We start from the raw sequence: 26,827 nt of genomic DNA on the forward strand, positions 1-26,827 counted from the left end.
CAGTAAGTCAGTGGAGGGCGGCCTGCGTCAGCCGGCCGCCTCGGCAGCCTTGGCCAGGTTCGGGATGGTCTTGTCCAGCACCCACGGGACGCTCAGCACGCTGACCGCGCTCATCCCGGAGATGACCTGCTGGTCCTCCATCGCGTACGCGCTGCCCCGCTTCACCGCGCCGAGCGAGGAGTAGACCGGGTCGCCCAGGAACTTCTGCGCCCCGAGGCCGTCGACGTACGCGACCAGCACGTCCGCGTCCACGTCGGCTACCTTCTCCTTACTGATGGCCATCGAGAACTCCTTCTTGGTGTTCGTCTTCTCCAGCGCCTCGACCCCCGGCGCGTTCTTGAAGCCCATCTCGTTCAGGATCTGCACCCGCGGGTCGCCCGGCATGTACACGTAGTTCTCGGCACCGAACGAGCCGACCGTGATCGTCTTGCCCTTGAACTCGGGGTGATCGGTCGCGACCTGCTTGATCTTGTCCTGGATGCCACTGATCAGCTTCTCCGCGTCGGCCTTCTTGCCGAGCGCCTCACCGACCAGCAAGGTCTGGTCCTGCCAGGTGGTCTGCCACGGCGCGCCCGGGTACGCGACCGTCGGCGCGATCCCCGACAGGGTCTTGTACGTCGCCTCGTCGAAGCCCTCGTACGGCGCCAGGATCACGTCCGGCCTCAGCGCCGCGATCTTCTCGAACGGGTACTTGTCACCAGTGTCGAGCAACTGGGTCTTCGCGGGGTCGAACTTGCCGGCGTCCCACGCGGTGACGCCGGCCGCGGTCGGGCCGTAGGTCACCTTGGGCATCCCGACCGGCGTCTCGCCTAGCGCGTAGACCACGTCCTGCGCGTTCCAGCCGAGCGTGATGATGCGCTCCGGCTTCTTGGTGATGGTGGTGTCACCGAAGGTGTTCTTCAACGTGACCGGGAACCCGGCGGCCGCCGTACTGGCAGAGCCGCCGGCCTGCTCGTCGGCGTCGTTGCCGCACGCGGCCAGCGTGGTGGTCGCGACCACCACAACGGCGACCGCGCTGACCACCCGGGAACGGGACCAGGACATGGTGACTCTCCTTAGACTGATTTCCTCAACTAAGGAGAGCCTAAGCTAACCCCGAAGGCCCTGGCGACCTGCGGGGATGTGAGTCAGGACTCGAACTTGTAGCCCAGACCACGCACCGTGACCAGGTGTTGCGGGTTCGACGGGTCCTTCTCCAGCTTCGAGCGGAGCCGCTTCACGTGCACGTCCAGGGTCTTGGTGTCGCCCACGTAGTCGGCGCCCCAGATCCGGTCGATCAGCTGCCCGCGGGTCAGCACCCGGCCGGTGTTGCGCAGCAGCATCTCGAGCAGCTCGAACTCCTTGAGCGGGAGCCGGATCTCGGTCCCGGACACGGTCACCACGTGCCGCTCGACGTCCATCCGGACCGGCCCGGCCTCCAGCGTGTCGGGCAGCAGCTCGACATCCTGGCCGCGGCGCAGCACCGCACGGATCCGGGCCAGCAGCTCGCGCGGACTGTAGGGCTTGGTGACGTAGTCGTCGGCACCCAGCTCCAGGCCGACCACCTTGTCCACCTCGGTGTCCTTGGCGCTGACGATGATCACCGGGACGTTGCCCCGGCTGCGCAGGGCTCGGCACACCTCCGTGCCGGACAGACCCGGCAGCATCAGGTCGAGCAGGACGATGTCCGCACCGGCCCGGTCGTACTCGTCCAGCGCGTCCGGGCCGGTCTCCGCGACGGCGACCTCGAACCCTTCCTTGCGCAGGACGTACGACAACGCGTCGCTGTAGCTCTCTTCGTCTTCGACGACCAGCACTCGGGTCACGAAGCTGCCTCCTTGGTTCTTTCCGACGGGGTAGGCGTCAGATAAAGGGCCGGCTCGTCCTGGCTGGAGGAGTCGGTCTGACCCGCTGCGGGTTCGAGCCGCAGCGGGAGTCTCACGGTGAAGGTGGAGCCCTGGCCCTCGACACTCCAGACCCGTACGTCGCCGCCGTGGATGGAGGCGATGTGCTTGACGATCGAGAGGCCGAGACCGGTGCCGCCGGTCTCCCGGCTGCGGGCCCGGTCGACCCGGTAGAAGCGTTCGAAGATGCGCTCCAGGTCGCCGGTCGGAATGCCGACGCCCTGGTCGCTGACGGTCACCTCGACCAGGTCCCCGATCGGGTGCGCGGCGACCGCGACCCGGGTGCCGTCCGGGCTGTAGTTGACGGCGTTCTCCACCAAGTTGCCGATGGCAATGGACAGCTGGTCCTCGCTGCCCATCACCTCCAGCTCGGGCTCGGTCTTCACCACGATCTTGATGTCGCGGTCCTCGGCGTCGACCCGGCAGCGGTCCACCGCGGCCTCGATCACGGCGTTGATGTCGACCGGGCCGGGGTTCTCCAGCGGGTCGTCGCCCTGTAGCCGGGACAGCTCGATGATCTCTTTGACCAGCCGGCTCAGCCGGGCCGCCTCGACCTGCATCCGGCTGGAGAACCGCTGCACCGCCTCCGGGTCGTCGGAGGCCTCCGAGACCGCCTCGGCCAGCAGGATCAGCGCGCCGATCGGCGTCTTCAGCTCGTGGCTGACGTTGACGGTGAAGTCGCGCCGGATCGCTTCCAGCCGGCGCTCCCGGGTCCGGTCCTCGACCAGCACCAGCACGAGTTGGCTGCCCAGCGGGGCCACCCGGGCGCTGACGTACTGCGTCGCACCCAGCCGGCCGCGGACGATCTCCAGGTCCTGCTGCCGGATCTCACCGTCGCGACGGACCGCGCGGACCATGGTCAGGATGTCGTCGACCACCAGGCGTTCGCCGCGGACGATGCCGAGCACGTGGGCCGGCGCACTCGCCTGCAGGACCTGGTCCTCCGGACCCATGACGACGGCGGACGAACGCAGTACCGACAGAACCGTGGCGACGCCGGTCGGGACGATCGGGCCCGGGGACTCCGGGATCTTGCGCTGGGCCCGCTCACTGAGCATCATCGCACCGAGTGAAAGCAGAGCCAGGGCCGCGCCGATGACGCCGCCCAGCACCGCCGCCAGCGTGGGGTCCACGGCAACGATGCTACGCGGGCAACCAGCAGGGAAAGACCGAATGATCACGGGATGACCGGGACGCGACCTAACTGTTCATCGGGCGTTCACCACTCGTCGCCATCCGGCAACCTCGACGGCATACGGTCACCGTTGGGCGAGTATCGGGCCGGCACTGGCCCGCTCAGCCCCTCGCGGCAACCGGACACCAGAGATCGGAAACGAACACAATGCGTGACACCTACCACGAGCAGCTCGACGACATCCTCGCCGAGCTGGAACGGATGACCCGCACGGTGTCCACCGCCGTACGCCGCTCGACCTCGGCCCTGCTGGAAGCCGACATCCGGATGGCCGAAGAGGTCATCGCCTCGGACATCCAGCTGGACGCGGCCGGCGAGGGCGTCGAGGAGAAGGTCTTCGAGCTGATGGCGCGGCAGTCGCCGGTCGCCAACGAACTGCGGATGCTGGTCGCCGCCCTGCGGATGGTCGCCGACCTGGAGCGGATGGGCGACCTGGCCGCGCACGTGTCCAAGATCGCGCGGCTGCGCTACCCGTCGCCGGCCATCCCGGACGAGCTGCGCGACGTGATCCAGGAGATGGGCACGGTGGCCGGCAAGATGGTCGACGCCGCCGGTGACGTGATCAAGAGCCGCGACGTCGAGGCGGCGAGCAAGCTGGAATCCACCGACGACCAGATGGACAAGCTGCGCACCAACCAGTTCCGGCTGATGATGGACGACGCCTGGCCGCACGGCGTCGAGGTTGCGGTCGACATCGCCCTGCTCGGCCGGTACTACGAGCGCATCTCCGACCACGCGGTGTCGATGGCCCGGCGGGTCGTCTACCTGGTCACCGGCGAGCTCCCGGTCGCCATCGGCGGTACGGCGGCAGGCTCCGGCGCCGGCGCCTCCACGCCGAACCCCAACGGCACCAACTGACCCGGACACAACAGCGCCCCCGGCAGATAGTTGCCGGGGGCGCCTTTTACGTGCGGCGGCGAGGTTTCCGATAGCTTGCTCGGCATGGACGAATCTGTGACCGAGCGGCTGGTCAACACCGACGTGTCAGCCATGGACGGCGCCGAGATGCTCGCGCACCTCGACGCGGTGGAGCAGCAGCTGAGAAACCTCCAGAAGAGCAAGCTCGCTCTCCTGGAGGACAATCCTCAGCTGGTGGCTCGGAGTCCTGAGCTGCAGGCCCTGCTCGAGCAGCTTCGGGCGGAGGTCAGCGGCCCTGGTTCTTGACGGCTTCGATGGCTTCCTTGGCGGCGATCGGGTCGAGGTACTCGCCGCCCGGAGTGATCGGGTGGAAGTCCTCGTCCAGTTCGTAGTACAGCGGGATACCGGTCGGGATGTTCAGGCCGACGACCGTCTTCTCGTCCAGGTTGTCCAGGTGCTTGACCAGGGCGCGGAGCGAGTTGCCGTGGGCGGCGACCAGGACGGTTTTGCCGGCGCGCAGGTCCGGCACGATCGCGTCGTACCAGTAGGGCAGCATCCGCTCGACGACGTCCTTCAGGCACTCGGTCGTGGGCATGATGTCGGACGGGAGCCCGGCGTACCGCGGGTCGCCGGCCTGGTCGTATTCCGAGCCGCGCTCGATCGGCGGCGGCGGGGTGTCGTACGAGCGGCGGAACAGCATGAACTGCTCCTCGCCGAGCTCCTCCAGGGTCTGCTTCTTGTCCTTGCCCTGCAGGCCGCCGTAGTGCCGCTCGTTCAGCCGCCAGGACCGGCGGACGTCGATCCACTGGCGGTCGGCGACCTCGAGGGCGATGGTCGCGGTACGGATCGCCCGGCGCAGCACCGAGGTGTGCAGTACGTCGGGCAGCAGGTCGCGGTCACGCAGCAACTCGCCACCGCGATGCGCCTCCTCGACGCCCTGGGCGTTCAGGTCGACGTCGACCCAGCCGGTGAAGAGGTTCTTGGCGTTCCAGTCGCTGTGGCCGTGGCGGAGCAGGATGAGGCGATAGGTCATGGCTCTCAGACTACTTGGGCTCCAGCCAGCCCTTGAAAGCGTCCAGGTTGCGGGTGGATTCGCCGCGGGAGACCCGCCACTCGTACTCCTTGCGGATCGACGACGCGAAGCCGAGTTCGAGGATCGTGTTGAACGACGAGTCGGCGTACTCGAGCACCGCGCCGAGCAGCCGGTCCACCTCGGTCGGGGTGATCGCGTGCAGCGGAACCTTCCCGTCCAGGTGGATGTCACCCAGGTGGTCGACCGCGAACGCGACGCCGTACATCTTGAGGTTCCGCTCCAGCAGCCAGCGGTAGACGGCCTCGTGGTTCTCGTCCGGGTGCCGGGCCACGAACGCGTGCACCTGCACCGCCTGCGCCCCGACGATCAGCGAGACGGTGGTCTTCAGCTTCCGCTCGCCCGGCAGATCGGCGCTGAACTCCCCCGGACTCGTCTCGGTGAACTCGAGCTCGTTCTCGGTCAGCACCTGGCGGATCACGTCCGCCGCCGAAACTCTCACCCAGCCACCTCCGCGGCCAGCTCGGCCGCCATCGTGTCCGTGGCCGTGCGGTACGCGGCCAGCGTCTTCTTGGCGGTCAGTTCCCAGCCGAAGGCCTGCGCATGCTTGACCGCCGCCCGGCTCATCGTCTCGCGGGTGTGCGGATCCGTCGCGATCCGGGCCAGCGCGTCGGCGAACTCACCGACCCCATGGCCCCGCACCAGCAGCCCGGTCCGCCGATCCACGACCGCGGTCGTCAGCCCGCCGACAGCCGCCGCGACCACCGGCGTACCGCAGGCCTGTGCCTCCAGCGCGACCAGCCCGAAGGATTCCGAGTACGACGGAACGCAGACAACCGATGCGGCCCGGTACCACTGGGCCAGGCCGGGCCGCTCCATCGGCTTCACGAACCGGGTCACGTCGTCGACGCCGAGCGCCCGCGCCAGCTCCGCGTGCGACTCCGGGTGCTCCATCCCGTTGCCGGACGGGCCGCCGATGATCGCCACGACCAGCCGGCTGCGCAACGACGGGTCCTGCTCGAGCATCCGCGCGGCGGCCCGGATGAGCAGATCGGGCGCCTTCAACGGCTGGATCCGCCCGACGAACGCCAGTACGACGGCGTCCTCGGGTACGCCGAGCTCCCGCCGGGCCGCGGCCTGGTCACCGGGGCTGAACATGTCCAGATCCACGCCTGGGTTGACCACACCGACCTTCGCGGGCTGAGCGCCGTACAGGGTGATGAGTTCGTTGGCCTCGTCGTCGGTGTTGGCCAGCAGCCGGTCCGCGGCCTCGACCACCTGCTCCTCACCCAGCAGTCGCGCCGGCGGCTCGGGTAGGTCGTCCTCCGCCAGGCTGGCGTTCTTCACCTTCGCCATGGTGTGCATGGTGTGGACGAGCGGCACGGCCCAGCGGTCGCGGGCCAGCAGCCCGACCTGGCCGGAGAGCCAGTAGTGCGAGTGGATCACGTCGTACCAGCCCGGCTCGTGGATCGCCTCGGCCCGCAGTACGGCCCGCGCGAACGTGCACAGCTGGGCGGGGAGCTCGTTCTTGCTCAGGCCCTCGTACGGCCCGGCGGCGACGTTGCGGACCATCACGCCCGGCATCAGCTCGACCCTGGCGGGCAGCGCCGACGAGGTCGCCCGGGTGAAGACGTCGATCTCGATCCCCAGCCCGGCAAGCCGTTTGGACAACTCCACCACGTAGACGTTCATCCCGCCGGCATCACCGATACCCGGCTGATCCAGCGGCGACGTGTGCAGGCTGATCATCGCAACCCGCCGAACGGGACGGTCAGCGGACGGTACGGTCACCTGGTCAGGGTAACTCCGCCGCGGTTTGGGAGAATCGGGGTATGACTTCCAGCAACAGCCGTCCTCTTGCCGTGGTGACCGGAGCGAGCAGTGGGATCGGGGCCGCGTCGGCGCGGTACCTGGCCCGTGCGGGGTTCGAGGTGGTGTGTGCGGCCCGCCGGCTGGACCGGATCGAGGCGCTGGCGAAGGAGATCGACGGGCGCGCGGTGCAGTGCGACGTCACCTCCGCCGAGGACGTGGCGGCGCTGACCGAGGCGGTCGGTGAGCAACTGCAGGTGCTGGTGAACAACGCCGGCGGCGCGTTCGGGTTCGAGCCGGTCGCGGACGCGGACCTCGAGGCCTGGCGGCAGATGTACGAGGTGAACGTGATCGGCGTCGCGGCGGTCACCAAGTCGTTGCTCCCGGCCCTTGTCGCCGGGAAGGGCACGATCATCGTGATGGGCTCCACCGCCGGTCAGGTCGCCTACGAGGGCGGCGGCGGGTACGTCGCCGCGAAGCACGCGGCCACGGCGGTCGTCGACACCCTGCGCCTGGAACTGTTCGACCAGCCGGTGCGGGTCTGCGAGGTCGCCCCGGGCATGGTCCGCAGCGAGGGCTTCGCGCTGACCCGCTTCAGCGGCGACCAGGCCAAGGCCGACGCCGTGTACGCCGGAGTGGCCGAACCGCTCACCTCCGAAGACATCGCCGACATCGTCGTCTGGATCGCGACCCGCCCGTCGCACGTGAACATCGACCGGATCACGGTCCGCCCGCGCGCCCAGGCCGCGCAGCACAAGGTTCACCGGGTGCAGTAGAAGCGCAGTACCTCCCTGACGTGAGCGGCCTCACGGCCTGCCTGCTTGCAATTGCAAGCACTCTGCTAGCACACTGGATGCATGGCCAGGTTGAGTGATCGCGTCGCAGGTTCGGTGGGCTCCGTCGGGGAGTACCTCGCCGAGCAGCGGCGGAACGCGCAGCTGTCGTTGCGGCAGTTGTCCGACCTGGCCGGTGTGTCGAACCCGTACCTCAGCCAGATCGAGCGCGGCCTGCGGAAACCGTCGGCCGATGTGCTGCAACAGCTCGCGAAGGCGCTGCGGATCTCCGCGGAGACCCTGTACGTGCGGGCCGGCATCCTCGATCCGGACGACGGTTCCGACAGCCGGAGCGCTTCCGGTGTGGTCGACGCGGTGCTGCTCGATCCCGTCCTGAACGAGCGGCAGAAGCGTGTCCTGCTGGATGTCTACGCGTCCTTCGTCCGCGAGAACACGCCCTCCGACGAGCCGGCCGCGGCCAAGCCGACGGCCAAGAAGTCCCCGGCAAGCAAACGCACCACCAAGTAATCGCATCCTGCTGCAAACATCCGAGGAGATGCCAGATGGCTACCCGTACGCCTGTCACCCCGTTCTACGCGATCGCCGGCGCCGGCGACCTCGCGGTGGAGAAGTTCCGCGCGGTCAGCGAGGACGTCACCGCCCGGTTCGCCAAGCTGGACCAGAAGACCCTGCAGACCGAGCTGACCAAGGCGCAGTCCGAGGTCACCAAGCGCTTCGACGCCTTCGTGGCCGACGCGAAGACCGCCCCGGCCAAGCTGCGTGAGCTGCCCGCCGTCGCGCAGGCCGGTTTCACCACCGTGCTCGGCCAGGCCGAGGAGACCTACGAGGACCTGGCCGGCCGCGGCAAGGACCTGGTCGAGCGGATCCGCAGCCAGAAGGCCACCGAGGACCTGGTCACCCAGGCCAAGACCACGGTGAGCAAGGCGAAGGCGACCCGCACCACCGCGAAGAAGACCGCCCAGACCGCGACCCGCAACGTGAAGGCGACCGCGACCAGCGCCCGCAAGACCGCGAAGACCGCCTCCAAGGCGGCAACGGACGCTGCCGACAAGGTCGGCGACTGACGGTAGTTTTCCGCACCGGGCGGCCCCGATCTGCGACCGAGCAGAGGTGGGCCGCCCGGTCTTTCGGTTAGGCTCGTGTGCATGCTCCCACTCGCTACGTTCCCGAACCTCTTTCCCGGGTTCGCAGGTCCGCTCGAGATCATCTGGTGGGTGCTGCTCGGACTCAAGCTGGTCGCGCTGCTGGACGCGGCGTTCCGGCCTCGGGCGGTGTTCGTCGCCGCGGACAAGCTGACCAAACCCGGCTGGATGCTGATCCTGATCGTGTTCACGCTCAGTCAGATCTTCCAGGGCTGGCTCAGCTTCTTCGGCCTGATCGGCATCGTCGCCGCCGGTGTCTACCTGGTCGACGCCCGACCGGCCCTGCGCGCCGCCTCCGGCCGTGGCCGGGGCGGCTGGGGCATCCGGCGCCGCCGGGGACCGCGCCCCCTCTAAAAGCCTTACGAGCGGTAGACGATGACCTTGTCGCCGACGTTGACCTCGTCGAACAGGACCTTGATCTTGCCCAGGTCCCGGACGTTCACGCAGCCGTGCGAGGCACCGTTGTAGCCGCGGGCCGCGAAGTCCGACGAGTAGTGCACCGCCTGGCCACCACTGAAGAACATCGCGTACGGCATCTTCGAGTCGTACAGCTTCGAGACGTGGTTCCGGCTCTTCCAGCCGACCGTGAAGCTGCCCTCGCGGGTCGCCGTCTTCACCGCGCCGAACCGGACGTCCAGCTGCATCTTGACCACACCGTCGACGACGTACCGCAGCTTGCGGGTGGTCTTGTCGATGCAGAGCGCCACCCCGGTCGCGCAGCGTGCGTCCAGCTTCTTGCCGTTGACCACCGGCGCCGGCGGGAAGAGCTCTGCCTGGGTCGGCTCGTGGGTGACCGCGGACAGCTTGTTCCAGGTGTTCTGGTCGACGTACCCGATCTGGGGGATGCCCTTGGACTTCTGGAACTTCTTCACCGCGGACCGGGTCATCGTGCCGAAGTCGTTGTCCTGGTAGCGCTTCTCCAGCAGCTTCAGCTGGACCAGCCGGGCCTCGACCTTGCGGACGGCGGCACCGGAGGAGCCGTTCTTCCACAGCGCCTTCGGGTAGATCGGCAGCTCGCCGCTGACCTCGAACGGCACCGTCTTCAGGTCCGTCGTGGCGGTCGGCGCCGCGGTTGCGTTCATCCCGAGACCGGCGAGTGCCGCAATCACGGCACCGGAGACGACACCGGCCAGCACGTTGCGAATGATCAGCGCGCGCATCGGAAACCCCTTTGGTAGACCCCGTCCTACCTACATAGGACGTCCTCACCGGTCTTTTGGTTGGCGGTCCAGCGTAGGTTGAGAACTGCGGATTGTGCAGCTTTTGTGAGCAAGTCGTGATCGGAGGCGCCGATGGAGATCGTCCTGAGTACGGCGGACATCACCACGATTCCGGCCGATGCGATCGTCAACGCAGCCCATCACGCACTGCGCGGCGGGGGCGGCGTGGACGGCGCGATCCACCGCGCCGGCGGGCCGGCGATCCTCGCGGAACTGGTCGAGCGGTACCCGAACGGAGCCGCGACCGGCGAGGCTGCTTGGACGACCGCCGGAGCCCTTCCGGCGTCGTACGTGATCCACGTGGTCGGGCCGAATTACACCGCGGGCCAACGGGATCCGGCGTTGCTGGAGTCCTGTTACCGCAACGCGTTGCGGATCGCGGACGAGCTCGGGGCCAAGACTCTCAGTCTCCCCGCGGTGTCCGCGGGGATCTACGGCTGGCCGGCCCAGTCAGCGGCGGAGGTCGCCGTACGGACACTTCTCCGTACGGCGACCTCCGTCGGCAAAGCCACGTTCTGCTTGGTCGAACCCCGGCTCTACAAGGCCTTCCAGACCGCGCTGCGGTCTCGTCAGGCGTTGTAGACGACGACCTTGTCGCCGACCTTCACCCGGGCGAAGATCCAGGCGATCTTCTTCTTGTCGCGGATGTTCACGCAGCCGTGCGACGCGCCGTTGTACCCGCGGGCCTTGAAGTCCGCCGAGTAGTGCACCGCCTGGCCACCACTGAAGAACATCGCGTACGGCATCGGCGAGTGGTACAGCGACGACACGTGGTTCTTCGACTTGCGCTGGACCTTGAAGACGCCCTGCCGGGTCGGCGTCTTACGGCCGCCGAATCGTGCGTCGGTGATCTGGATCGGCTTGCCGTTGACCATGTACACCAACTTGCGGGTGCGCTTGTTGATGCACAGCACCCGGCCCTTCGTCATACACCGCTTGTCGATCCGCAGCTTGCCCCGCACGAGTGTGGTCGACGACGCCGCCGCGGTCGCCTTCTGTGGCGCGACCACGGCCTGGGGCGCAACCATCGGTGCCCCTACGGCGGCCTCGGCCGTCGTGGTCGCGGTCAGTGCGCCCACCCCTACGAACGCGGCTGCCGTGACGGTGGCGCCGAGCTTACGCAGAATTCCCATGTCCTGCTTCCTTCCCCCAAAGAGTTGCTTGCACATGACAGACGTCAGCGCGTCACGTCTGGTTGTAACGATCCGGAACTTTGTCCCCCCGGACCGACCGAGGAATGGTGTATCACACCAGTGGGATTCTGCGGTGGATCAGGCCTTGTTCTTGCGACCGAGTTTCGAGCGCTCCACCTGGGTGAGGGCGACCTTGCGCATGCGGATGGCGTCCGGGGTGACCTCGACGCACTCGTCCTCGCGGCAGAACTCCAGCGACTGCTCGAGCGACAGCTTGCGGGCCGGGACGAGCTTCTCGAACTCGTCCGCGGTCGACGACCGGACGTTGGTCATCTTCTTTTCCTTGGTGATGTTCACGTCCATGTCGTCACTGCGCGAGTTCTCACCGACGATCATGCCCTCGTACACCTCGGTGGTCGGCTCCACGAACATGGTGCCGCGCTCCTGCAGGTTGATCATCGCGTACGACGTCGCGGCGCCGGACCGGTCCGACACCAGCGAGCCGCTCGGGCGCGTGCGCAGCTCGCCGAACCACGGCTCGTACCCCTCGAACACGTGGTGCGCGATGCCGGTACCGCGGGTGTCGGTGAGGAACTCGGTGCGGAACCCGATCAGCCCGCGGGCCGGGACCAGGAACTCCATCCGGACCCAGCCGGTGCCGTGGTTGGTCATCTGCTCCATCCGGCCCTTGCGGACCGCGAGGAGCTGGGTGACCGTGCCGAGGTACTCCTCCGGGCAGTCGATCGTCAGCCGCTCGACCGGCTCGTGCCGCTTGCCGTCGATCTCGCGGGTGACCACCTGAGGCTTGCCGACGGTCAGCTCGTAGCCCTCGCGGCGCATCTGCTCGACCAGGATGGCCAGCGCCAACTCGCCGCGGCCCTGCACCTCCCAGGCGTCCGGCCGCTCGGTCGGCAGGACCTTCAGCGACACGTTGCCGACCAGTTCGCGGTCGAGCCGGTCCTTGACCAGCCGCGCGGTCACCTTGGTGCCCTTCGCCCGGCCGGCCAGCGGCGAGGTGTTGGTGCCGATCGTCATCGAGATGGCCGGCTCGTCCACGGTGATCAATGGGAGCGGCTTGGGGTTGTCCGGGTCGGTCAGGGTGTCGCCGATCATGATCTCCGGGATGCCCGCGATCGCGACGATGTCGCCCGGACCGGCCGAGTCGCCGGGCACCCGCTCGAGCGCCTCGGTGACCAGCAGTTCGGTGATCTTGACCCGCTGGATCGAGCCGTCATGACGGCACCAGGCAACCTGGGCGCCCTTCTTCAGCGTGCCTTCGTGCACCCGGACCAGCGCGAGCCGGCCGAGGAACGGCGAGGCGTCCAGGTTGGTGACGTGCGCCTGCAGCGGCGCTCCCTCGGTGTACTCCGGGGCCGGCACGTTGGCCAGGATCGTCTCGAACAGCGGCTCGAGGTCCTCCGAGTCCGGCATGCCGCCGTCGGCGGGCTGGGTCAGCGAGGCCCGGCCGGCCCGCGCGGAGGCGTAGACGACGGGGAAGTCGAGGGCGCTCTGGTCCGCGTCGTGGTCGAGCAGGTCGAGGAACAGTTCGTACGTCTCGTCGACGACCTCGGCGATCCGGGCGTCCGGGCGGTCCACCTTGTTCACCACCAGGATCACCGGCATCTGCCGCGCCAGTGCCTTGCGCAGGACGAACCGGGTCTGCGGCAGCGGGCCTTCGGAGGCGTCCACCAGCAGCACGATCGCGTCCACCATCGACAGGCCCCGCTCGACCTCACCGCCGAAGTCGGCGTGGCCGGGGGTGTCGATGATGTTCAGCGTCATCTGCTCGCCGTTGGCCATCTTGTGCCGGACGGCGGTGTTCTTGGCCAGGATCGTGATGCCCTTCTCACGCTCCAGGTCACCGGAGTCCATCGCCCGCTCGTCCACGTGCTGATGCGCGCCGAAGGCGCCGGACTGCCACAGCATCGCGTCGACCAGGGTGGTCTTGCCGTGGTCGACGTGGGCCACGATCGCGACGTTGCGCAGGTCGTTACGGACAGGCATGGGGAAGCGCTCCAAGCAATGGGGACTGGGTGTCAGGCGGCGGCTACGGCGTGTTGTGTCGCACGAGATGGCCACTCGACGCAGGGCGCAGCCCTTTCATCTTACCGGTGACGGCACGTGTCCACGAAACGGGAAGGCCTTTGACATTTGTTGACTGGACGTCCAGTCTATAGAAGGCGCCTGGGGAGGGGCCTGAAACAACGGGGGGTCCGAGCCCGGGAGCGCCGAGCACCTGAATGGGGGTAGCTCGGCCTCCGGGGTAACGACCAGCAGGGGAAGGAACTGTGCCGCGCTCGGCCACCGTGAACCAGGAGCTGCGAGAGCGCTCCCGGGAGCGCATCCTGGCCGCAGCCCTGGAGGTCTTCGCCGCCAAGGGCTACGAGGCCGCATCGATCTCCGAGATCACCGAGGCAGCCGGGGTGTCCCGTGGCCTGGTCTCGTACTACTTCGCCGCCAAGGAAGAGCTGGCCGCCGAGCTGCTGGACCGCTGGCTGGACGGCATCGCCGGGATTCTGACGATCGAGGGCAGTCCGGACGAGCGCCTGGCCGGCATCATCGACGGCGCCCTGATGGCGGCCGCCATGACTCTCCCGATCCAGCGGCTCGCGATCACGCTGATGATGCAGCCCACCACCCACGACGTCTTCGCGCGCGTCGAGGCCGACAAGTCGGCCCGGGTCAGCCAGGTCGAGGACGCCATTCGCTCCGTCTTCGCCGCCCGCGGTGCCGCCGACCCGGCCGTCGAGGAAATGTTGCTCAGAGCAACCTTGGAGGGCGTGACGGTGAAGCTCGCGATCTACAGCGAGACCTTCCCCGTGGAAGACATCCGCCGCCGCCTGTACGCCGGTTACGGTCTGCCCACCCCGGCCGCCCCGCTCCCGATCAACTCACCTCGGGTGGACCGCCTCCGCGCCAAATGACTTGCGGCGGACTCCGTGCGTACGACGGACGGCGTATCTGTGAAGCCCTCCAGCGGCAGATGCCGGGGACGCCTCGCCCGGCCAGAGTGGTGTGGCATGACCATCACACGAAGAACTTTCCTGGCCGGCTCGGCGGTAGGTGTGGCGACCGCGACCGCGACCGGACTGGCGCCGGCGCAGGCCTCCGGCGACCCGATCACGACCTGGATCGCCCGCAATGCCGAGCCGTTGGGAGATCTCGACCACCTGCGCCGGTCCATCGGTGGCGCACAGATCGTCGGGCTCGGGGAGGCCGTCCATGCGACGGCCGAGCTCACCCACCTGAAGCTGCGGGTGGTCCGCTACCTCGTGGAGCGGCTCGGCTTCCGCGCGATCGCGTTCGAGGACGACTGGTCGCTGGGCACGCAGCTGAACGAGTACGTGCTGACCGGACGCGGTGATCTCAACGCACTCGTCGGCCAACTGAGCACCGAGAGCCGGACCCACGAGATCGCCGAGCTGTTCGACTACCTGCGCGGGTACAACGCCACGCACCGGGACAAGGTGCGGTTCGCCGGCGCCGAGTACTTCGCCACGCGGCAGCTCGCGTACGACGCCATCGACGAGTACGTCGCCCGCCGCGCACCGCGCCGGCTGGCCGAACTGCGCCGCAGCCTGAAGCCCATCCGGCCGCATCTCGAGGACATCGGTGCGTATGTCCAGTGGTACTGGAAGGAAGTCAAGGACAAGGCGCCGTACGTCGCAAAGGCGCAGGCTGTGCACGCCATGGTCCGGAAGCTGCCGCATCGGCCGAACGACCGGGACTACGCGCTCACCGAGCATCACGCCCGGCAGATCCTGTCGTTCTACACGGCGTTCAGCCTGCCGGAGGCCGAGATCTGGAGCTATCGCGACGCCCGAGCAGCGGAGAACGTGCGCTGGTGGCACGGCTTCACCCGGAACAAGGTCATCTACTGGGCCGCGAACGCGCACACGGCGAACGCCCCCGGCCTACGCGTCACCGTCCCACCGGACCCGGACGTCGTCTTCCGCAACGCCGGTTCGTACCTCCGTGACTGGTACGGCGACCGCTACCGCTCCGTCGGCTGCACAGTCGACCACGGCACGACGCTCGGCCCGGTCACGCTGCCGCCTGCGTCATCCGACTGGTTCGAGCACCAACTCACGGCTGCCCGGAAGGGTCAGTTCGTCCTCGATCTCCACAGCCGCCCGCAACCGGACGCGGTCCGCGCCTGGCTGCACGGCACCGCCGGGACGCGCGGCTTCCCGGAGTACGGCGCCGCGTCGCATATGACCGGCAACAGCCTCTCCGACTGGTTCGACGTCGTGATCCACACGCCGGAGGTGACCCCGACGCACCCGCTCGTCAGCTGAACGTCGGAAGGTGTGGCTGTACGGCGCCGACGTCGACGCCACCGCCGTACAACGGGAAGCGAAGGTGGCTCTCGACGACGTCGTCGGTGAAGCCGAGGCGCTGGAGGACGGCGGCCATCACGACCTTGCGGGGCCGGGCGGCGCCGTCCTCGATCTTGAGGGCGATGCCGCGGCCGTCGGCCAGGCCCACGGCGTACACGCCCTCCGCTCCGGCCTTGCAGAACAGGCCGTCGACGCCGTGCATCAACTCGGCCTCGTCCCGCGTGGTCCCGCTGGCGTACTCCGGGTAGGACCGGTAGGCATCCCTCACCCGCGCCTCGAGCGTGCCCGGAGCAGCGGCCGCGAAATGGCCGAAGGAGCGAGCCAAGCCGGCGAGGCTGAGAGCGAAGATCGGCGCGCCGCAGCCGTCGACCGCGACGTACGAGGCCTTCTCCCCAGCCGAGTCCTCGATCGCGGTCCGGATCACCTTCTGCAGTGGGTGATCCGGGGCACGGTAGTCGTCGAACGCCCACCCGTTGACCTGGCAGGTCAGGAGCATCGCCGCGTGCTTGCCCGAGCAGTTCATCGTGATCCGCTCCGGTCCGTGTCCCGCGCGTACCCAGGCATCCCGGGCCGCGTCGGCCAGCGGGTACGCCTCCGGGGTCCGCAGCGCGGTCTCGTCCGTGCCGGCCATCGCAAGGATCTCGCGAACGCCGTCGAGGTGGATCTGCTCGCCCGAGTGGGAGGCGCCGGCCAGGGCCAGCAGCTTGCCGTCGAGGGTGAGCCCGTTGCGGAGCATGCCGAGCGCCTGCATCGGCTTGTTCGACGAGCGCGGGAACATCGGCTGGTCCACCACGCCGGCCGCCCACGCGACGGAGCCGTCGGGGTTCGTCACCACGACGGAGCCGCGGTGGTGGCCCTCCACGAAGCCGCTGCGGACGACGTCGGCCAGGATCACAGGTTCGGTCACGGCTGAACTGTACAGGTGCAAAAAGCAGTGTTGCGAATGATCCGGCTCACAGCCGCGAGCGCACGTGCAGCCCCACCTCGGGGTCGACCAGGACCTCCTGGGTCGCGGTCACCGTCGGCTGGTCCTCGGCGACCACCTCGATCACGACCTCGGGGTCCACGTTCCGCTTCACCAGCGCCAATGCGATCGGGCCCAGCTCGTGATGCCGCGCCGCAGACCCGATGAACCCGACCTGTTTGTCTCCGGCGCGTACGGCGTACCCGTGCGCGGGCAGGTGGTCGACCGAACCGTCCAGGTGCAGTCGCACCAGCCGGCGTGGCGGGCGGCCGAGGTTGTTCACCCGGGCGACCGTCTCCTGGCCGCGGTAGCAGCCCTTGTCCAGGTGTACGCCGACGCCGAGCCAGCCCAGCTCGTTCGGAATCGCGCGCTCGTCCATGTCCAGGCCGAACCGTGGGTTGCCTGCCTCGATCCGGAGCGCCTCGTACGCCCAGACTCCAGCCGCCGGACCCTCCAGACCCGCCACCTCGGCGCGCGGCAGGAACACCTCGTGACCGCCGAGCGAGTCCGCGCCGCTGCGGGTCAGTGGGCCGTCCGCGGGAGCCGGTCCGTGCCGCCAGACGATCGCGTAGTCGTCGGTCACATCCGCGATCTCCACCCGGGACATGAACACCATCTTCTGCAGCCACTCGACCAGGGCCGCGGCCGCGCCGGGCTCGGTGTGCAGCCAGAATGTCTCGCCGTCGTCGACGCCGTACATCACGTGCTCGACATGGCCGGTCGGCGACAGCAGCAGCGCGGTTGTCGACGTACCGGGTGGAAGCCCCTCGAAGTACTGCGTCGTCAGCGCGTGCAGCCAGGTCAACCTGTCGGGACCGGTGATCGTGACGACCTCACGGTGCGACAGGTCGACGAACGCCTTCCCCGCGACCAGGGCGCGTTGCTCCCGCAGATCCGAGCCGTAGTGGGCCGCGACCCCGGCGTCGCGTCCGTCGGCCTCGACCGCGCCGGGCCGGTCGAGCAGGGGGCTGCGCATCCGTGACATGTCACCAGAGTACGTCGGCCGGCGTACGGCGAACGCCTCCCGTCGTGGGATGTGGACAACCCGGCCCACCGGCAGGCTGGAGGCATCGGATCCAGTGAAGGGAGCAAGGCGATGAGTGACAAGCGATTTCGCTTCGGCGTCGTGGGCAGCCCGACTACCGCGGAGCAGTGGACCACGACGGTGCGACGGGCCGCAGAGCTCGGCTACACCAGCGTGCTGATGCCCGACGGCCTGCAGCTGCCGTCACCGTTCGCCTCGCTCGCGATGGCCGCGACGCTGGCCGACATCCGGGTCGGGACCTTCGTGGCCGCGGCCCCGCTGCGGACCCCTCGGCAGGCCGCGTGGGACGCACATACGCTGACCGTGCTCACCGACGGCCGCTTCGACTTCGGCATCGGGACGGGACGGCCGGGTGTCGAGCAGCAGGCGGCCGAGATCGGCCTGCCGTTCGGATCGGGCAAGGAGCGCCGCGACCAGGTCCGCGAGACCCTCGACCTGCTGGCGGACCTCGACGGCGAGCGGCGTACGCCGATCATGCTCGCCGCCGGTGGACCGCGGGCACTGGCGCTGGCCGCGGCCCGGGCCGACATCGTGTCGATCGCCAAGGACGCGATGACGCCGCGTGCGGAGATCCTGCGACTCGTCCAGGACCTGCGGGAACTGGCCGGACCGCGGGCGGACGAGATCGAGCTGGCGATGAACCTCTTCGCGGCCGGGACGCGCGAGCTCCCGCCGTGGACGAAGCAGGCCTCCGGCGTCGAGCCGGAGGAGCTGGAGGCGAGCGACTCGCTGATGATGCTGCGCGGTACGCCTCAGCAGATGGCGGACGAGCTGGAGCGCCGGCGGGACACCTTCGGTACGACGTACATCACGGTCAACTCGACGTACCTCGACGACCTGGCCCCGGTAGTCCAGAAGCTCACAGGGAGCTGAAAGACGGCACTGCCCGTCAGCGGGGGGAGCTGACGGGCAGTGCCGGAGGGGTGGGACAGGTGGCTCAGTGGTCGATACTGCGGCTGGGCTCGGTACTGCGACTGTCCTCGAGGGGAACGTCGCCTGCGTGGGTGTCTCCGGCCGCGAACGCGGCCTCGTCGAACGGATCGTCACCGGCGAAGACCTGCTTGGCCTGCTCCTTGTCGAACGCCCCGACCCAGTGCCCGACCAGGACGGTCGCGACCGCGTTGCCGGCGAAGTTCGTCAGCGCCCGGGCCTCGGACATGAACCGGTCGATGCCGACGATCAAGCCGACGCCGTCGACCAGCTCCGGCCGGTGCGACTGTAGGCCGCCGGCCAGCGTGGCCAGGCCCGCACCGGTGACACCGGCAGCACCCTTCGACGCCACGATCATGAACAGCAGCAGGGAGATCTGCTGGCCGATCGAGAACGGCGTATCCATCGCCTCGGCGATGAACAGCGACGCCATGGTCAGGTAGATCGCAGTGCCGTCCAGGTTGAACGAGTAGCCGGTCGGGACGGTGATACCGACGACCTGCTTGCCGACACCGAGATGCTCCATCTTGCCGATCAGCCTCGGCAGCGCGGTCTCCGACGACGAGCTCGACACGATCAGCAGGAACTCCCGGCCCAGATAGCGCAGCAGCTGGAAGATCGACATCCCGGTGACCACGCGAAGAACGGTGCCCAGGACAACGATCACGAAGAGCAGACAGGTGATGTAGAAGGCCAGCATGATCTTGCCCAGGCTGACCAGCGCGTCCCAGCCGGTGGCGCCGACGACGGCCGCGATCGCGCCGAACGCACCGATCGGCGCGGTCCACATGATCATCGACAGGATCTTGAACACCAGCCGCTGGATGTGCCCGATGGCGGTCAGGATCGGCTCACCCTTGGCGGCCATCGCCTGCAGCGCGAAGCCGACCAGCAGGGCGACCAGCACGGTCTGCAGCACCTCACCCTCGGTCAGCGAGGACAGCAGCGACTTCGGGATGATGCCGAGGATGAAGTCGGTCGTGCTCTCGTGCGCGCCGGCGGCCTGCTTCTGGCCGGTCTCGCGGAGCTTGTCGGTCAGGTTCAGACCGGAACCCGGCTGGACGATGTTGCCGACCACCAGGCCGATACCGAGCGCGACCGTCGACATCACCAGGAAGTAGAGGAGCGCGAGACCGCCGACCTTGCCGACGCTGGCGGCCTGCCGGACCGAGCCGATGCCGAGTACCAGCGTGCAGAAGATGATCGGGCTGATCAGCATCTTGATCAGGTTCACGAACCCGGTGCCGAGCGGTTTCAGCTCGACCGCGAAGTCCGGGAAGAGGAAGCCGACACCGATGCCGAGCAGGACGGCGACGATGACGGCGATGTAGAGGAAATGGGTCCGGTCGTTGCGGACCGGGGTCGGTCGCGGTTCGGTCGGGCTCGACATGGTGGGACTCCCTGTATCGGCCGGCGGGCAATGGAGGAGGGGCCGGATGCTGCTTGGGTAACTGTGACGTGACGCACAGGAGAAGTGCGCGTTTCGTTCATATCGTTCTCGGTGCAGACTGTCCGCATGCGTCGCCGGCCGTGGGAACTGCGCCGCCAGGTTCTCTGGCTCCAGACGGTCACGGTCGCGATCCTGATCCTGATGGTGTCGATCACCATGGTCAGCCGCTCCCGCGCCCAGGCCGAGCGGGATGCGGCGGCTGCCGGCGTCGCGCCGCCCGGCTGGTGGGAGCTGATCCGGCTCGACCTGCGCTCGATGCTCGGCGTCGCCAGCCTCATGCTCGGGGTCGCGATCGCCGGCAACGCGCTGGTCACCTGGCGGGTCCGCCGGGCCACCCGCGGCATGGGCACCCAGTCGCTGGCCCGGATGCTCGACTTCTACGAAGGCGTGCTGCACGCCGCCCGCGAAGGCCTGATCCTGCTGGACGCCGACGGCCGCGTCCAGCTCGCCAACGACGAAGCCCTGGAGCTGCTCGGCCTGAGCGAGGTCATCCCGGGTACGCCGATCGAGGATCTGCATCTGCCCGCCACCCTCGCGGAGTTGCTGCGCGCGGGCAGAACGGCGTACGACGAACTCCACCTCGGAGTGCAGGGCGTGGTGGTCGTGAACCAGCAACCGTCACGCTCCGGCCGCATCGTGACGCTGCGAGACCACACCGAGCTGCAGCGGCTGCTCGGTGAGCTGGATGCGGTGCGCAGTCTGGCCGAATCCCTGCAGGCGCAGAATCACGAGGCGTCCAACCGCCTGCACACCGTGGTCAGCCTGATCGAGATCGGCAGGCCGGAACGGGCCCGCGAGTTCGCGGTGTCCGAGCTGCAGTTCGCACAGGCGATGACGGACCGGGTGGTCGGTACGGTCGGTGATCCCGTGCTCGCGTCGCTGCTGCTCGCCAAGCTCGCGCAGGCACAGGAACGCGGCGTGGTGCTGACGCTGGAGTTCGGCCAAGAGCCGCTGAACACGCGGTTGCCCGCGCAGGACGTGGTCACGGTCGTCGGAAACCTGCTGGACAACGCGATCGAGGCCGCGCGGGGTGGTCCCGCTCCACGCCGGGTCGAGCTGCGGGCCGGTACGACGCGCGAGGCGATCGACCTGATCGTCACGAACACCGGTGCGGAGCTGGGTGCGACCGAGCTGGCGCACATGTTCGACCGGGGCTGGACGACGAAGGCGGAGCCGGGGCACGGGCTCGGACTCGTGCTGGTGCGCAGCACGGTCGAGCGCTGGCAGGGCACGCTGATGGTCGACCCGGACTCCGAGCTGGACGACGTACCGGCGCTGACTGTCCGGGTCCGGCTGCCGCGGGCGATGAGCGCCAGTGCCTGACCTGCGGGTCCTCGTCGTCGAGGACGACCCGGTCGCCGCGGAGGCCCATCGCACGTACGTCGATCGCCTGGAGGGCTTCACCTGCATCGGCGTCGCCGGTACGGCGGCTCGTGCGCTGCAGGTCCTGGCCCGTGGCGAGATCGACCTGGTGCTGCTGGACATGAACCTGCCCGACGGGCACGGACTCGACGTGGTCCGCCGGTTGCGGGCCCTGGGTAACCAGATCGACGTGGTCGCGGTGACGTCGGCACGCGAAGTGGCTGCGGTACAGGCCGCGGCACGGATCGGCGTCGTGCAATATGTGCTGAAGCCCTTTGCCTACGAGACATTGCGGGACCGGCTGACGGCGTACGCACGGCAGCGGCGAGCGGCCGAGGGCGGGCAGGTGGTCGCAGATCAGGACGAGGTCGACCGGTTGTTGCACCCAGCAACCGTCTCGTCGGTGCCGAAGGGTCTGGCCGGTTCGGTGCTGGATCGCGTCGTACAACTGCTCGGCAACCGCGAGGGATGGACGGCCGAGGAGGTCGCGACGTCGCTCGGCACCTCCCGGATCACCGCACGTCGCTACCTCGAGCACCTCGCCGACCAGGGACAGGCGCTCCGCACCCAGCGGTACGACGGCCGCAGCGGACGCCCGAAGGTCGAGTACTCCTGGGTCGCCGAGAGCTGACCCCAGTGTGCCCCGCACCCCGCCCCTCCGCCCGCTCTGGTGGGCTGACCCATCCGCGTGTGGGTTGGCCAACCGCACGCGATGGGCCAACCCGCAGTGTCGTGGGTCAACCCACCAGACCACGGCGCAGAAAGGTCCGGGGAGCGGCGCGGGGCGGCTGCGGAGGTGTGCGGGTTAGGAGCGGACGAGGGTGGCCCAGAGGTGGGGCTGGAGGGCCTGGCCCTCGGCGGCCATGTCGTAGGCCCAGAGCAGTTCGCCCTTGACCAGGCCGTAGAGGCGGTGGCCGGCGGTGACTTCCTTGGCGCTCACGGTCCGGGCGATGACGTCGGTCTGCAATTCGATCTTCGCGCCGTCGATGTCGCCGTACCAGATCTCGGCGAAGCCGGTCGGGTGGGCCAGGATGACCTCGACCTTGTTGTCCGGCTGCGGCCGCCAGAAGCCGGTCTCGACCGCCAGCGGGCGCTCCTTCGTGCCGTCCTCGCCGACCACGTAGGTCTGGCTCACGTAATGCAGGTACGGCTTGCCGTTGTGGCTGAAGTCGATCTGCTGCCCGAACTCGAACTTCTCGATCGTCGGGTAGTCGCCGTGGCCGCGGCCTTCCCAGCGACCGAGCAGCCACGCGAGTGGGATCAGGTCGGGGTGCAGGTCCTGCGGGATCTCGAACGCCATCAGGTCACTCAGTTCGCGCTGCGGCCGCGGTACAGCCGGTAGACGACGAAGGCCGAGAACCAGCCCATGAACACAACGACCAGGACCAGCAGCGTGGTGAAGATGACGTGCAACACGTCGGCCAGTCTAGGGGATACCGGCCCGGAAGCTTCGGTTACCGTGGCGTGATGTCTCGCACCCTGGTGATCAAGCTGACCGCAGGCGCCGAAGAGGCCGAACGCGCGAACCAGGCGTTCACCGTCGCCGCCACCGCCGTGGCCGCCGGAGCCACCGTCTCCCTGTGGCTGACCGGCGACGCCGTCTGGTTCGCCGTCCCCGGGCGCGCCGAGACCTTCGAGCTCGCGCACGCGGCGCCGCTGGCGGACCTGGTCGGTGCGGTTCTGGAGGGCGGGCAGCTCACGGTCTGTACCCAGTGCGCGAAGCGCCGCGACCTCACCGAGGCCGACCTGCTCCCCGGCACCCGGATCGCCGGCGCCCCGGCGTTCACCGAGGAGATCCTCGCCGACGGGACGCAGGCGATCGTCTACTGACGGTCCGGCCGTTCGCAAGCAGTAACCGGTGAACGGCGTTCGGGGCAGGCGATCTGCGTTGTAGTGGAAGCATGAAGCTTCCGGCGTCCCCGACGGAAAAGTCGTTCCCCTCCCCGCTGCACCATCCGCGGGTCGCGACGGTGATCGGACGCTGGCTCGGGATCGCGGTGACGATCTGCTTCCTCACCGGGCTGTTCAGCCACTTCCAGCAGGACACCCCTGGTTGGCTTCACATCCCGAGCCGGCCGGCCTCCCTGTACCGCGTGACACAGGGACTGCATGTCCTCAGCGGGACGGTCGCCGTACCGTTGCTGCTGGCAAAGTTGTGGACCGTCTACCCCAAGCTGTTCGCCAAGCTCCCTTGGCCGCCTAGCCGACAAGCACTCGCGGGCGTCCTCGAGCGGCTGTCGATCCTGGTGCTGGTCTCCGCGATGGCACTCGAGTTGTTCATCGGATTCGTCAACACGCTGCAGTGGTATCCGTGGCCGTTTCCCTTCAAACAAACGCATTACGCGCTGGCCTGGATCATCATCGGCGCACTGCTTGTCCACCTCGCGGTCAAGTTCCCGCTGATCGTCGCGCACTGGCGCCGTACGACGGACGAGGTGACCGACTCGTTGCCGCCAGCAATCACCGGACTGACCCGCCGCGGCCTGTTCCGGACCGTCGCCGGGGCGGCTGCGCTGGCCGGCATCACCTCGGTCGGGCAATCCGTGCCGGCCCTCGGCCCGGTCGCGGTGCTGGCGCCTCGCAAGCCGAACGTCGGTCCGCAGGGCCTTCCGGTCAACCGTACGGCGCACGACGCGGGTGTCACTGGGATCGGACCGGACTGGCGCTTCACGATCAAGGGACCGCGGGAGCTGTCGTACACGCTCGACGAGTTGCAGGAGCTGCCGCAGAGCCGGTCCGACCTGCCGATCGCATGCGTCGAAGGCTGGAGCCAGGGTGCCCGGTGGGAAGGCATCCGGATCCGCGATCTCCTGCAGCTGTGCGGTGCACCGGAGGGCTCCCGGATCCGGGTGGTTTCGATGGAGAAGGGCGGCTTCTACGCGACCAGTGAGCTCCCACCCGAGTTCGCCGGTGATCCGCTCACGCTGCTGGCGTTGCGCCTGAACGGCGGTGAGCTGGCCCTCGACCACGGCTACCCGGCCCGCATCATCGCCCCGAACCGCCCCGGTGTACTGCAGACCAAGTGGGTCCACCGCCTGGAGGTCATCGCATGAAACTCCGAGCATCCCTCGCAGCTGCCGGTATCGGCGTCGGCCTCTGGGGACTGTGGCTCCTGCTGGACGCAGTGCAGGTCCAAGCGCTCATCCGGCTGCCGCTCTGGCTTGCCGGCGCGGTGCTGGCCGACGACTTCTTCCTTGTCCCGCTCACGATCGGAACCGGCTGGCTGGTGACCCGATGGTCCGCCGGTCCGGACCATCACCGCACCATCAGCGCGGTCCGAACCACCTTGCTGTACGTCGGTCTGACCACACTGATCGCGCTCCCGCTGCTGCTGCGGCAGGGCAAGGGCGTCAACCCGACCGTGCTGCCGCGCAACTACTTCCGCGACTGGCTATTGCTGGAGGCAACGATCATCGTGGCCGGCGCGGTGTGGTTCGTGGTTCAGCGATCGCGCTTCACGTTCAAGAGGTCGCGTGCCTCGTCCGGCGACATCGGCGGGCGCTGAGCCATCGTCGCGAGGGCAGCGGCGCGCTCGACCAGTTCGGCGTTGTGCGTGACCGGCTGGCCCTTCGCCAGCGTCAGCGTGTCCTCCATGCCGACCCGGAGGTGACCGCCCTTCGACAAGGCGGCCAGCGCGACGTTGAGCGACGTACGCCCGATGCCTGTCGCTGACCAGGACGTGACGGCGGCGGGGAGCGCGTTGACGGCCGCCACGAGGGCGTCCGTCGTACCAGGCATGCCGCCCGGGACTCCCATCACCAGGTCGCAGTGCACGCGGCCGCCGTACGGCAGGCCGAACTTGTCCAGCAGCCGGTGCAGCGCGGCCACATGCCCGAGGTCGAACAGCTCGAACTCCGGCACCACCTCGCGCTCCTGGCTGAGCTGGTAGAGCTCGGTCACGAACGGCCACGGGTTCATGAACACGTCGTCACCGAAGTTGACGGTGCCCATCGTCAGCGAGCAGGAGTCGGGGCCGGCGTCGAGCACCCGGAGCCGGTGGTCGTACGGATCCGTCACCGCGCCGCCGGTCGAGAGCTGCACGATCAACCCGGTGTTCGCCCGGATCGCGGCGACCGCGTCGGTCAGGCGGCCGAGCTCGAGCGTCGGCCGGTGCTCACCGTCGCGGATGTGCAGGTGGATCATCGCCGCCCCTGCGGCTTCACACCGCTTCGCCGTCTCCACCAGCTCGTCGAGCGTGGTCGGCAGGGCCGGGCAGTCCGCCTTCGCGGTCTCGGCACCGGTCGGGGCAACGGTGATCAGAGTGGACGCCATGACCGGACCATATCCCGCAGGGCAGGATGGTTCCATGAGAGCTGTAGTACAGCGGGTGAGCCAGGCGTCGGTGACCGTCGACGGCGACGTGGTCGGAGCGATCGAGGGGCCGGGGCTTGTGGTCCTCCTCGGCGTCACACATGACGACACCGAGGAGAAGGCGAAGGCACTCGCCACCAAGATCTGGACCCTGCGCATCCTCCACGACGAGCGGTCCGCGTCCGACGAGCAGGCACCGATCCTCGCGATCAGCCAGTTCACCCTGTACGCCGACACCCGCAAGGGCCGCCGCCCGTCGTGGAGCGCCGCCGCCCCCGGCCCGATCTCCGAACCCCTGTACGACGCCTTCTGCGCGGCTCTGGAGTCACTCGGAGCCAAGGTCGAACGCGGCAGGTTCGGAGCCCACATGGACGTCGCCCTCGTCAACGACGGCCCTGTCACCCTCATCCTCGACGCCTGACACCCGTGACCGCCCCACGCGCCGTTGCTCGCCGGCTCCCGCAGGAGCCGGGCGTGTACCGCTTCCGCGACGACGCCGGCAAGGTGCTGTACATCGGCCGCGCGGTGAACCTCCGCCGCCGGGTGCAGTCGTACTGGACCCACCTCGGCGACCGGCCGCGGCTGGCTCGGATGGTCAACCGGATCGCGCGGATCGAGAGCGTCTGGTGCGACTCGGAGCACGAGGCGGCCTGGCTGGAGCGCAACCTGCTGGAGCACTCCAAGCCGCGCTGGAACCGCACAGAGGGCGGGGCCGAGGTCGTCGGCTACATCCGCTTCGACGACGGACCCCAGCGGCCGGGGCTGCGGTTCACGCACACCGTCAGCCCGGCGGCGCCGCACTTCGGTCCGTACCTGGGCGGATTGCGCGTACGGCAGGCGATCTCGGCGCTTCAGCGGGTGCTGCCGTTGCAGTACACGGCGGACTCCAACGGATCGGTCCGTGAGTTCGCTGAGTTGTTCGGCATCGGGCCGGACGACCGCGAGGCACTGGCCCGGACGGCGTGCGCCGTACTCGAGCGTGATCCGGCCGCGGTGACGGCGTTGCGCGCCGAGCTCGTACGTCGCCGGGATCGGGCCGCGGCCGGGCTCCGGTTCGAGTTCGCGGCCAAACTGCAGGACGAGCTCGCGGCGTTCGAGTGGATCGTCGCGGAGCAGAAGGTGTCCCGGCTCGAGCCGCAGGATGTCGACGTCCACGGCTGGTCGGACGGTGTGCTGGTGCGGTTCCGGATGCTCGGTGGGCGGATGCAGACCTGGACGCAGCAGGCGGTGACGGAGACGACGGCCCGCGACCGGGTGGAGGCTACGCCGGTTGCCTGGCGGACGTTCGCGCAACGCAACGCGGACCTCGCGGCGCGGTTGCGGCGGGAATAGCACCAGCCCCGGACCTGGATCGTGAGATC

31 protein-coding genes are annotated in these 26,827 nt (G+C 68.8%); 17 read left to right on the forward strand and 14 right to left on the reverse strand.

Features of this window, described 5'->3' with window-relative positions:
* Positions 1 to 27: 27 nt before the first annotated feature.
* The 3 genes from OG817_RS32315 to OG817_RS32325 form a co-directional block, all read right to left on the reverse strand.
* A complete protein-coding gene (locus OG817_RS32315; protein WP_406048460.1) occupies positions 28 to 1,044 on the reverse strand; it encodes an iron-siderophore ABC transporter substrate-binding protein in 1,017 nt (338 codons plus the stop codon).
* Positions 1,045 to 1,127: 83 nt separating this feature from the next.
* Positions 1,128 to 1,805, reverse strand: a complete 678-nt coding sequence (locus tag OG817_RS32320; protein ID WP_131353111.1) for a response regulator transcription factor — start codon at positions 1,803 to 1,805, stop codon at positions 1,128 to 1,130.
* Positions 1,802 to 3,016, reverse strand: coding sequence for a sensor histidine kinase (locus OG817_RS32325; RefSeq protein ID WP_406048462.1), 1,215 nt, complete (start codon positions 3,014 to 3,016; stop codon positions 1,802 to 1,804). The genes OG817_RS32320 and OG817_RS32325 overlap by 4 nt, the downstream gene beginning before the upstream one ends.
* Before the next feature lie 209 nt (positions 3,017 to 3,225).
* On the opposite strand from OG817_RS32325, the gene phoU reads away from it, so the two are divergent.
* Both phoU and OG817_RS32335 read left to right on the forward strand, forming a co-directional pair.
* On the forward strand, positions 3,226 to 3,936 hold the full coding sequence (gene phoU, locus OG817_RS32330) for a phosphate signaling complex protein PhoU (RefSeq protein WP_406048464.1): 711 nt from the start codon (positions 3,226 to 3,228) through the stop codon (positions 3,934 to 3,936).
* A gap of 84 nt (positions 3,937 to 4,020) precedes the next feature.
* A complete protein-coding gene (locus OG817_RS32335; protein ID WP_396391501.1) occupies positions 4,021 to 4,242 on the forward strand; it encodes a hypothetical protein in 222 nt (73 codons plus the stop codon).
* Here OG817_RS32335 and OG817_RS32340 read toward each other — a convergent pair.
* From OG817_RS32340 to mshA, 3 genes are read right to left on the reverse strand one after another with little or no spacing between them, the layout of a single operon-like run.
* Positions 4,223 to 4,969: a phosphoglyceromutase gene (locus OG817_RS32340; protein WP_406048465.1), complete on the reverse strand. Its 747-nt coding sequence runs from the start codon at positions 4,967 to 4,969 to the stop codon at positions 4,223 to 4,225. The genes OG817_RS32335 and OG817_RS32340 overlap by 20 nt on opposite strands.
* A gap of 10 nt (positions 4,970 to 4,979) precedes the next feature.
* Complete coding sequence (locus OG817_RS32345; RefSeq protein ID WP_131353116.1) at positions 4,980 to 5,468, reverse strand: YbjN domain-containing protein; 489 nt, start codon at positions 5,466 to 5,468, stop codon at positions 4,980 to 4,982.
* Complete coding sequence (gene mshA / locus OG817_RS32350; RefSeq protein ID WP_406057560.1) at positions 5,465 to 6,715, reverse strand: D-inositol-3-phosphate glycosyltransferase; 1,251 nt, start codon at positions 6,713 to 6,715, stop codon at positions 5,465 to 5,467. Before mshA ends, OG817_RS32345 begins: the two co-directional genes overlap by 4 nt.
* 83 nt (positions 6,716 to 6,798) lie before the next feature.
* Between mshA and OG817_RS32355 the strand changes: the two genes are divergently transcribed.
* The 4 genes from OG817_RS32355 (at position 6,799) to OG817_RS32370 (ending at position 9,065) form a co-directional block, all read left to right on the forward strand.
* Positions 6,799 to 7,551 carry an SDR family NAD(P)-dependent oxidoreductase gene (locus tag OG817_RS32355; protein WP_406048467.1) on the forward strand — a complete coding sequence of 251 codons (753 nt, stop codon included), beginning with the start codon at positions 6,799 to 6,801 and terminating at the stop codon, positions 7,549 to 7,551.
* Positions 7,552 to 7,632: 81 nt separating this feature from the next.
* Complete coding sequence (locus OG817_RS32360; RefSeq protein ID WP_406048468.1) at positions 7,633 to 8,076, forward strand: helix-turn-helix domain-containing protein; 444 nt, start codon at positions 7,633 to 7,635, stop codon at positions 8,074 to 8,076.
* A 35-nt stretch (positions 8,077 to 8,111) separates the two neighbouring features.
* Positions 8,112 to 8,633, forward strand: coding sequence for a hypothetical protein (locus OG817_RS32365; RefSeq protein ID WP_131353120.1), 522 nt, complete (start codon positions 8,112 to 8,114; stop codon positions 8,631 to 8,633).
* Positions 8,634 to 8,714: 81 nt separating this feature from the next.
* Positions 8,715 to 9,065 (forward strand): DUF2516 family protein, encoded by a 351-nt coding sequence (locus OG817_RS32370; RefSeq protein ID WP_131353121.1) that lies wholly within the window; start codon positions 8,715 to 8,717, stop codon positions 9,063 to 9,065.
* A 5-nt stretch (positions 9,066 to 9,070) separates the two neighbouring features.
* On the opposite strand, the gene OG817_RS32375 is transcribed toward OG817_RS32370, so the two are convergent.
* Entirely contained in the window at positions 9,071 to 9,871 is an 801-nt protein-coding gene (locus OG817_RS32375) for a L,D-transpeptidase family protein (protein ID WP_406048469.1), read from the reverse strand.
* A 132-nt stretch (positions 9,872 to 10,003) separates the two neighbouring features.
* On the opposite strand from OG817_RS32375, the gene OG817_RS32380 reads away from it, so the two are divergent.
* Positions 10,004 to 10,513: a macro domain-containing protein gene (locus OG817_RS32380; RefSeq protein ID WP_406048471.1), complete on the forward strand. Its 510-nt coding sequence runs from the start codon at positions 10,004 to 10,006 to the stop codon at positions 10,511 to 10,513.
* Here the strand turns inward: OG817_RS32380 and OG817_RS32385 are convergent.
* Both OG817_RS32385 and typA read right to left on the reverse strand, forming a co-directional pair.
* Positions 10,501 to 11,064 (reverse strand): L,D-transpeptidase, encoded by a 564-nt coding sequence (locus OG817_RS32385; RefSeq protein ID WP_406048472.1) that lies wholly within the window; start codon positions 11,062 to 11,064, stop codon positions 10,501 to 10,503. The genes OG817_RS32380 and OG817_RS32385 overlap by 13 nt on opposite strands.
* Before the next feature lie 138 nt (positions 11,065 to 11,202).
* Positions 11,203 to 13,068, reverse strand: a complete 1,866-nt coding sequence (typA, locus tag OG817_RS32390; RefSeq protein ID WP_396391493.1) for a translational GTPase TypA — start codon at positions 13,066 to 13,068, stop codon at positions 11,203 to 11,205.
* A 284-nt stretch (positions 13,069 to 13,352) separates the two neighbouring features.
* Here typA and OG817_RS32395 point away from each other — a divergent pair, with 284 nt between their 5' ends.
* Together OG817_RS32395 and OG817_RS32400 are read left to right on the forward strand one after the other, a co-directional pair.
* The gene (locus OG817_RS32395; RefSeq protein WP_396391492.1) at positions 13,353 to 13,988 is read left to right on the forward strand and encodes a TetR/AcrR family transcriptional regulator; all 636 of its coding nucleotides are present in this window, start codon (positions 13,353 to 13,355) and stop codon (positions 13,986 to 13,988) included.
* A gap of 96 nt (positions 13,989 to 14,084) precedes the next feature.
* On the forward strand, positions 14,085 to 15,362 hold the full coding sequence (locus OG817_RS32400; protein ID WP_406048474.1) for an erythromycin esterase family protein: 1,278 nt from the start codon (positions 14,085 to 14,087) through the stop codon (positions 15,360 to 15,362).
* Here OG817_RS32400 and OG817_RS32405 read toward each other — a convergent pair.
* Together OG817_RS32405 and OG817_RS32410 are read right to left on the reverse strand one after the other, a co-directional pair.
* A complete protein-coding gene (locus OG817_RS32405) occupies positions 15,355 to 16,311 on the reverse strand; it encodes an asparaginase (protein ID WP_406048476.1) in 957 nt (318 codons plus the stop codon). The genes OG817_RS32400 and OG817_RS32405 overlap by 8 nt on opposite strands.
* 46 nt (positions 16,312 to 16,357) lie before the next feature.
* A complete protein-coding gene (locus OG817_RS32410; RefSeq protein ID WP_406048477.1) occupies positions 16,358 to 17,353 on the reverse strand; it encodes a YgfZ/GcvT domain-containing protein in 996 nt (331 codons plus the stop codon).
* A 111-nt stretch (positions 17,354 to 17,464) separates the two neighbouring features.
* On the opposite strand from OG817_RS32410, the gene OG817_RS32415 reads away from it, so the two are divergent.
* Positions 17,465 to 18,286: an LLM class flavin-dependent oxidoreductase gene (locus tag OG817_RS32415; protein WP_396391487.1), complete on the forward strand. Its 822-nt coding sequence runs from the start codon at positions 17,465 to 17,467 to the stop codon at positions 18,284 to 18,286.
* A gap of 64 nt (positions 18,287 to 18,350) precedes the next feature.
* Here the strand turns inward: OG817_RS32415 and OG817_RS32420 are convergent, their stop codons facing one another.
* Positions 18,351 to 19,733, reverse strand: a complete 1,383-nt coding sequence (locus OG817_RS32420; protein WP_396391486.1) for a cation:dicarboxylate symporter family transporter — start codon at positions 19,731 to 19,733, stop codon at positions 18,351 to 18,353.
* A gap of 126 nt (positions 19,734 to 19,859) precedes the next feature.
* On the opposite strand from OG817_RS32420, the gene OG817_RS32425 reads away from it, so the two are divergent.
* Positions 19,860 to 21,116, forward strand: coding sequence for a sensor histidine kinase (locus tag OG817_RS32425; protein WP_406048479.1), 1,257 nt, complete (start codon positions 19,860 to 19,862; stop codon positions 21,114 to 21,116).
* Positions 21,109 to 21,786, forward strand: a complete 678-nt coding sequence (locus tag OG817_RS32430) for a response regulator (protein WP_406048480.1) — start codon at positions 21,109 to 21,111, stop codon at positions 21,784 to 21,786. The genes OG817_RS32425 and OG817_RS32430 overlap by 8 nt, the downstream gene beginning before the upstream one ends.
* Positions 21,787 to 21,960: 174 nt before the next feature.
* Here OG817_RS32430 and OG817_RS32435 read toward each other — a convergent pair whose 3' ends face one another.
* Positions 21,961 to 22,455 carry an FABP family protein gene (locus OG817_RS32435; protein ID WP_360443467.1) on the reverse strand — a complete coding sequence of 165 codons (495 nt, stop codon included), beginning with the start codon at positions 22,453 to 22,455 and terminating at the stop codon, positions 21,961 to 21,963.
* 167 nt (positions 22,456 to 22,622) lie between these two features.
* On the opposite strand from OG817_RS32435, the gene OG817_RS32440 reads away from it, so the two are divergent.
* The 3 genes from OG817_RS32440 to OG817_RS32450 all read left to right on the forward strand — a co-directional run bounded on the left by OG817_RS32440 (position 22,623) and on the right by OG817_RS32450 (position 24,660).
* On the forward strand, positions 22,623 to 22,985 hold the full coding sequence (locus tag OG817_RS32440; RefSeq protein WP_406048481.1) for a DsrE family protein: 363 nt from the start codon (positions 22,623 to 22,625) through the stop codon (positions 22,983 to 22,985).
* Between the two features lie 71 nt (positions 22,986 to 23,056).
* Positions 23,057 to 24,208, forward strand: coding sequence for a molybdopterin-dependent oxidoreductase (locus OG817_RS32445; protein ID WP_406048483.1), 1,152 nt, complete (start codon positions 23,057 to 23,059; stop codon positions 24,206 to 24,208).
* Positions 24,205 to 24,660: a hypothetical protein gene (locus OG817_RS32450; RefSeq protein ID WP_406048485.1), complete on the forward strand. Its 456-nt coding sequence runs from the start codon at positions 24,205 to 24,207 to the stop codon at positions 24,658 to 24,660. Before OG817_RS32445 ends, OG817_RS32450 begins: the two co-directional genes overlap by 4 nt.
* Here the strand turns inward: OG817_RS32450 and OG817_RS32455 are convergent.
* Positions 24,597 to 25,427: a 3-keto-5-aminohexanoate cleavage protein gene (locus OG817_RS32455; protein ID WP_406048486.1), complete on the reverse strand. Its 831-nt coding sequence runs from the start codon at positions 25,425 to 25,427 to the stop codon at positions 24,597 to 24,599. The genes OG817_RS32450 and OG817_RS32455 overlap by 64 nt on opposite strands.
* Before the next feature lie 34 nt (positions 25,428 to 25,461).
* Between OG817_RS32455 and dtd the strand changes: the two genes are divergently transcribed.
* Both dtd and OG817_RS32465 read left to right on the forward strand, forming a co-directional pair.
* On the forward strand, positions 25,462 to 25,887 hold the full coding sequence (dtd, locus tag OG817_RS32460; protein WP_406048487.1) for a D-aminoacyl-tRNA deacylase: 426 nt from the start codon (positions 25,462 to 25,464) through the stop codon (positions 25,885 to 25,887).
* Positions 25,888 to 25,892: 5 nt separating this feature from the next.
* Complete coding sequence (locus OG817_RS32465; RefSeq protein WP_406048489.1) at positions 25,893 to 26,798, forward strand: GIY-YIG nuclease family protein; 906 nt, start codon at positions 25,893 to 25,895, stop codon at positions 26,796 to 26,798.
* Positions 26,799 to 26,827: the final 29 nt, after the last annotated feature.

Origin of the sequence: Kribbella sp. NBC_00889 (genome assembly GCF_045207705.1) — a bacterium.
Taxonomy (GTDB): Bacteria; Actinomycetota; Actinomycetes; order Propionibacteriales; family Kribbellaceae; genus Kribbella.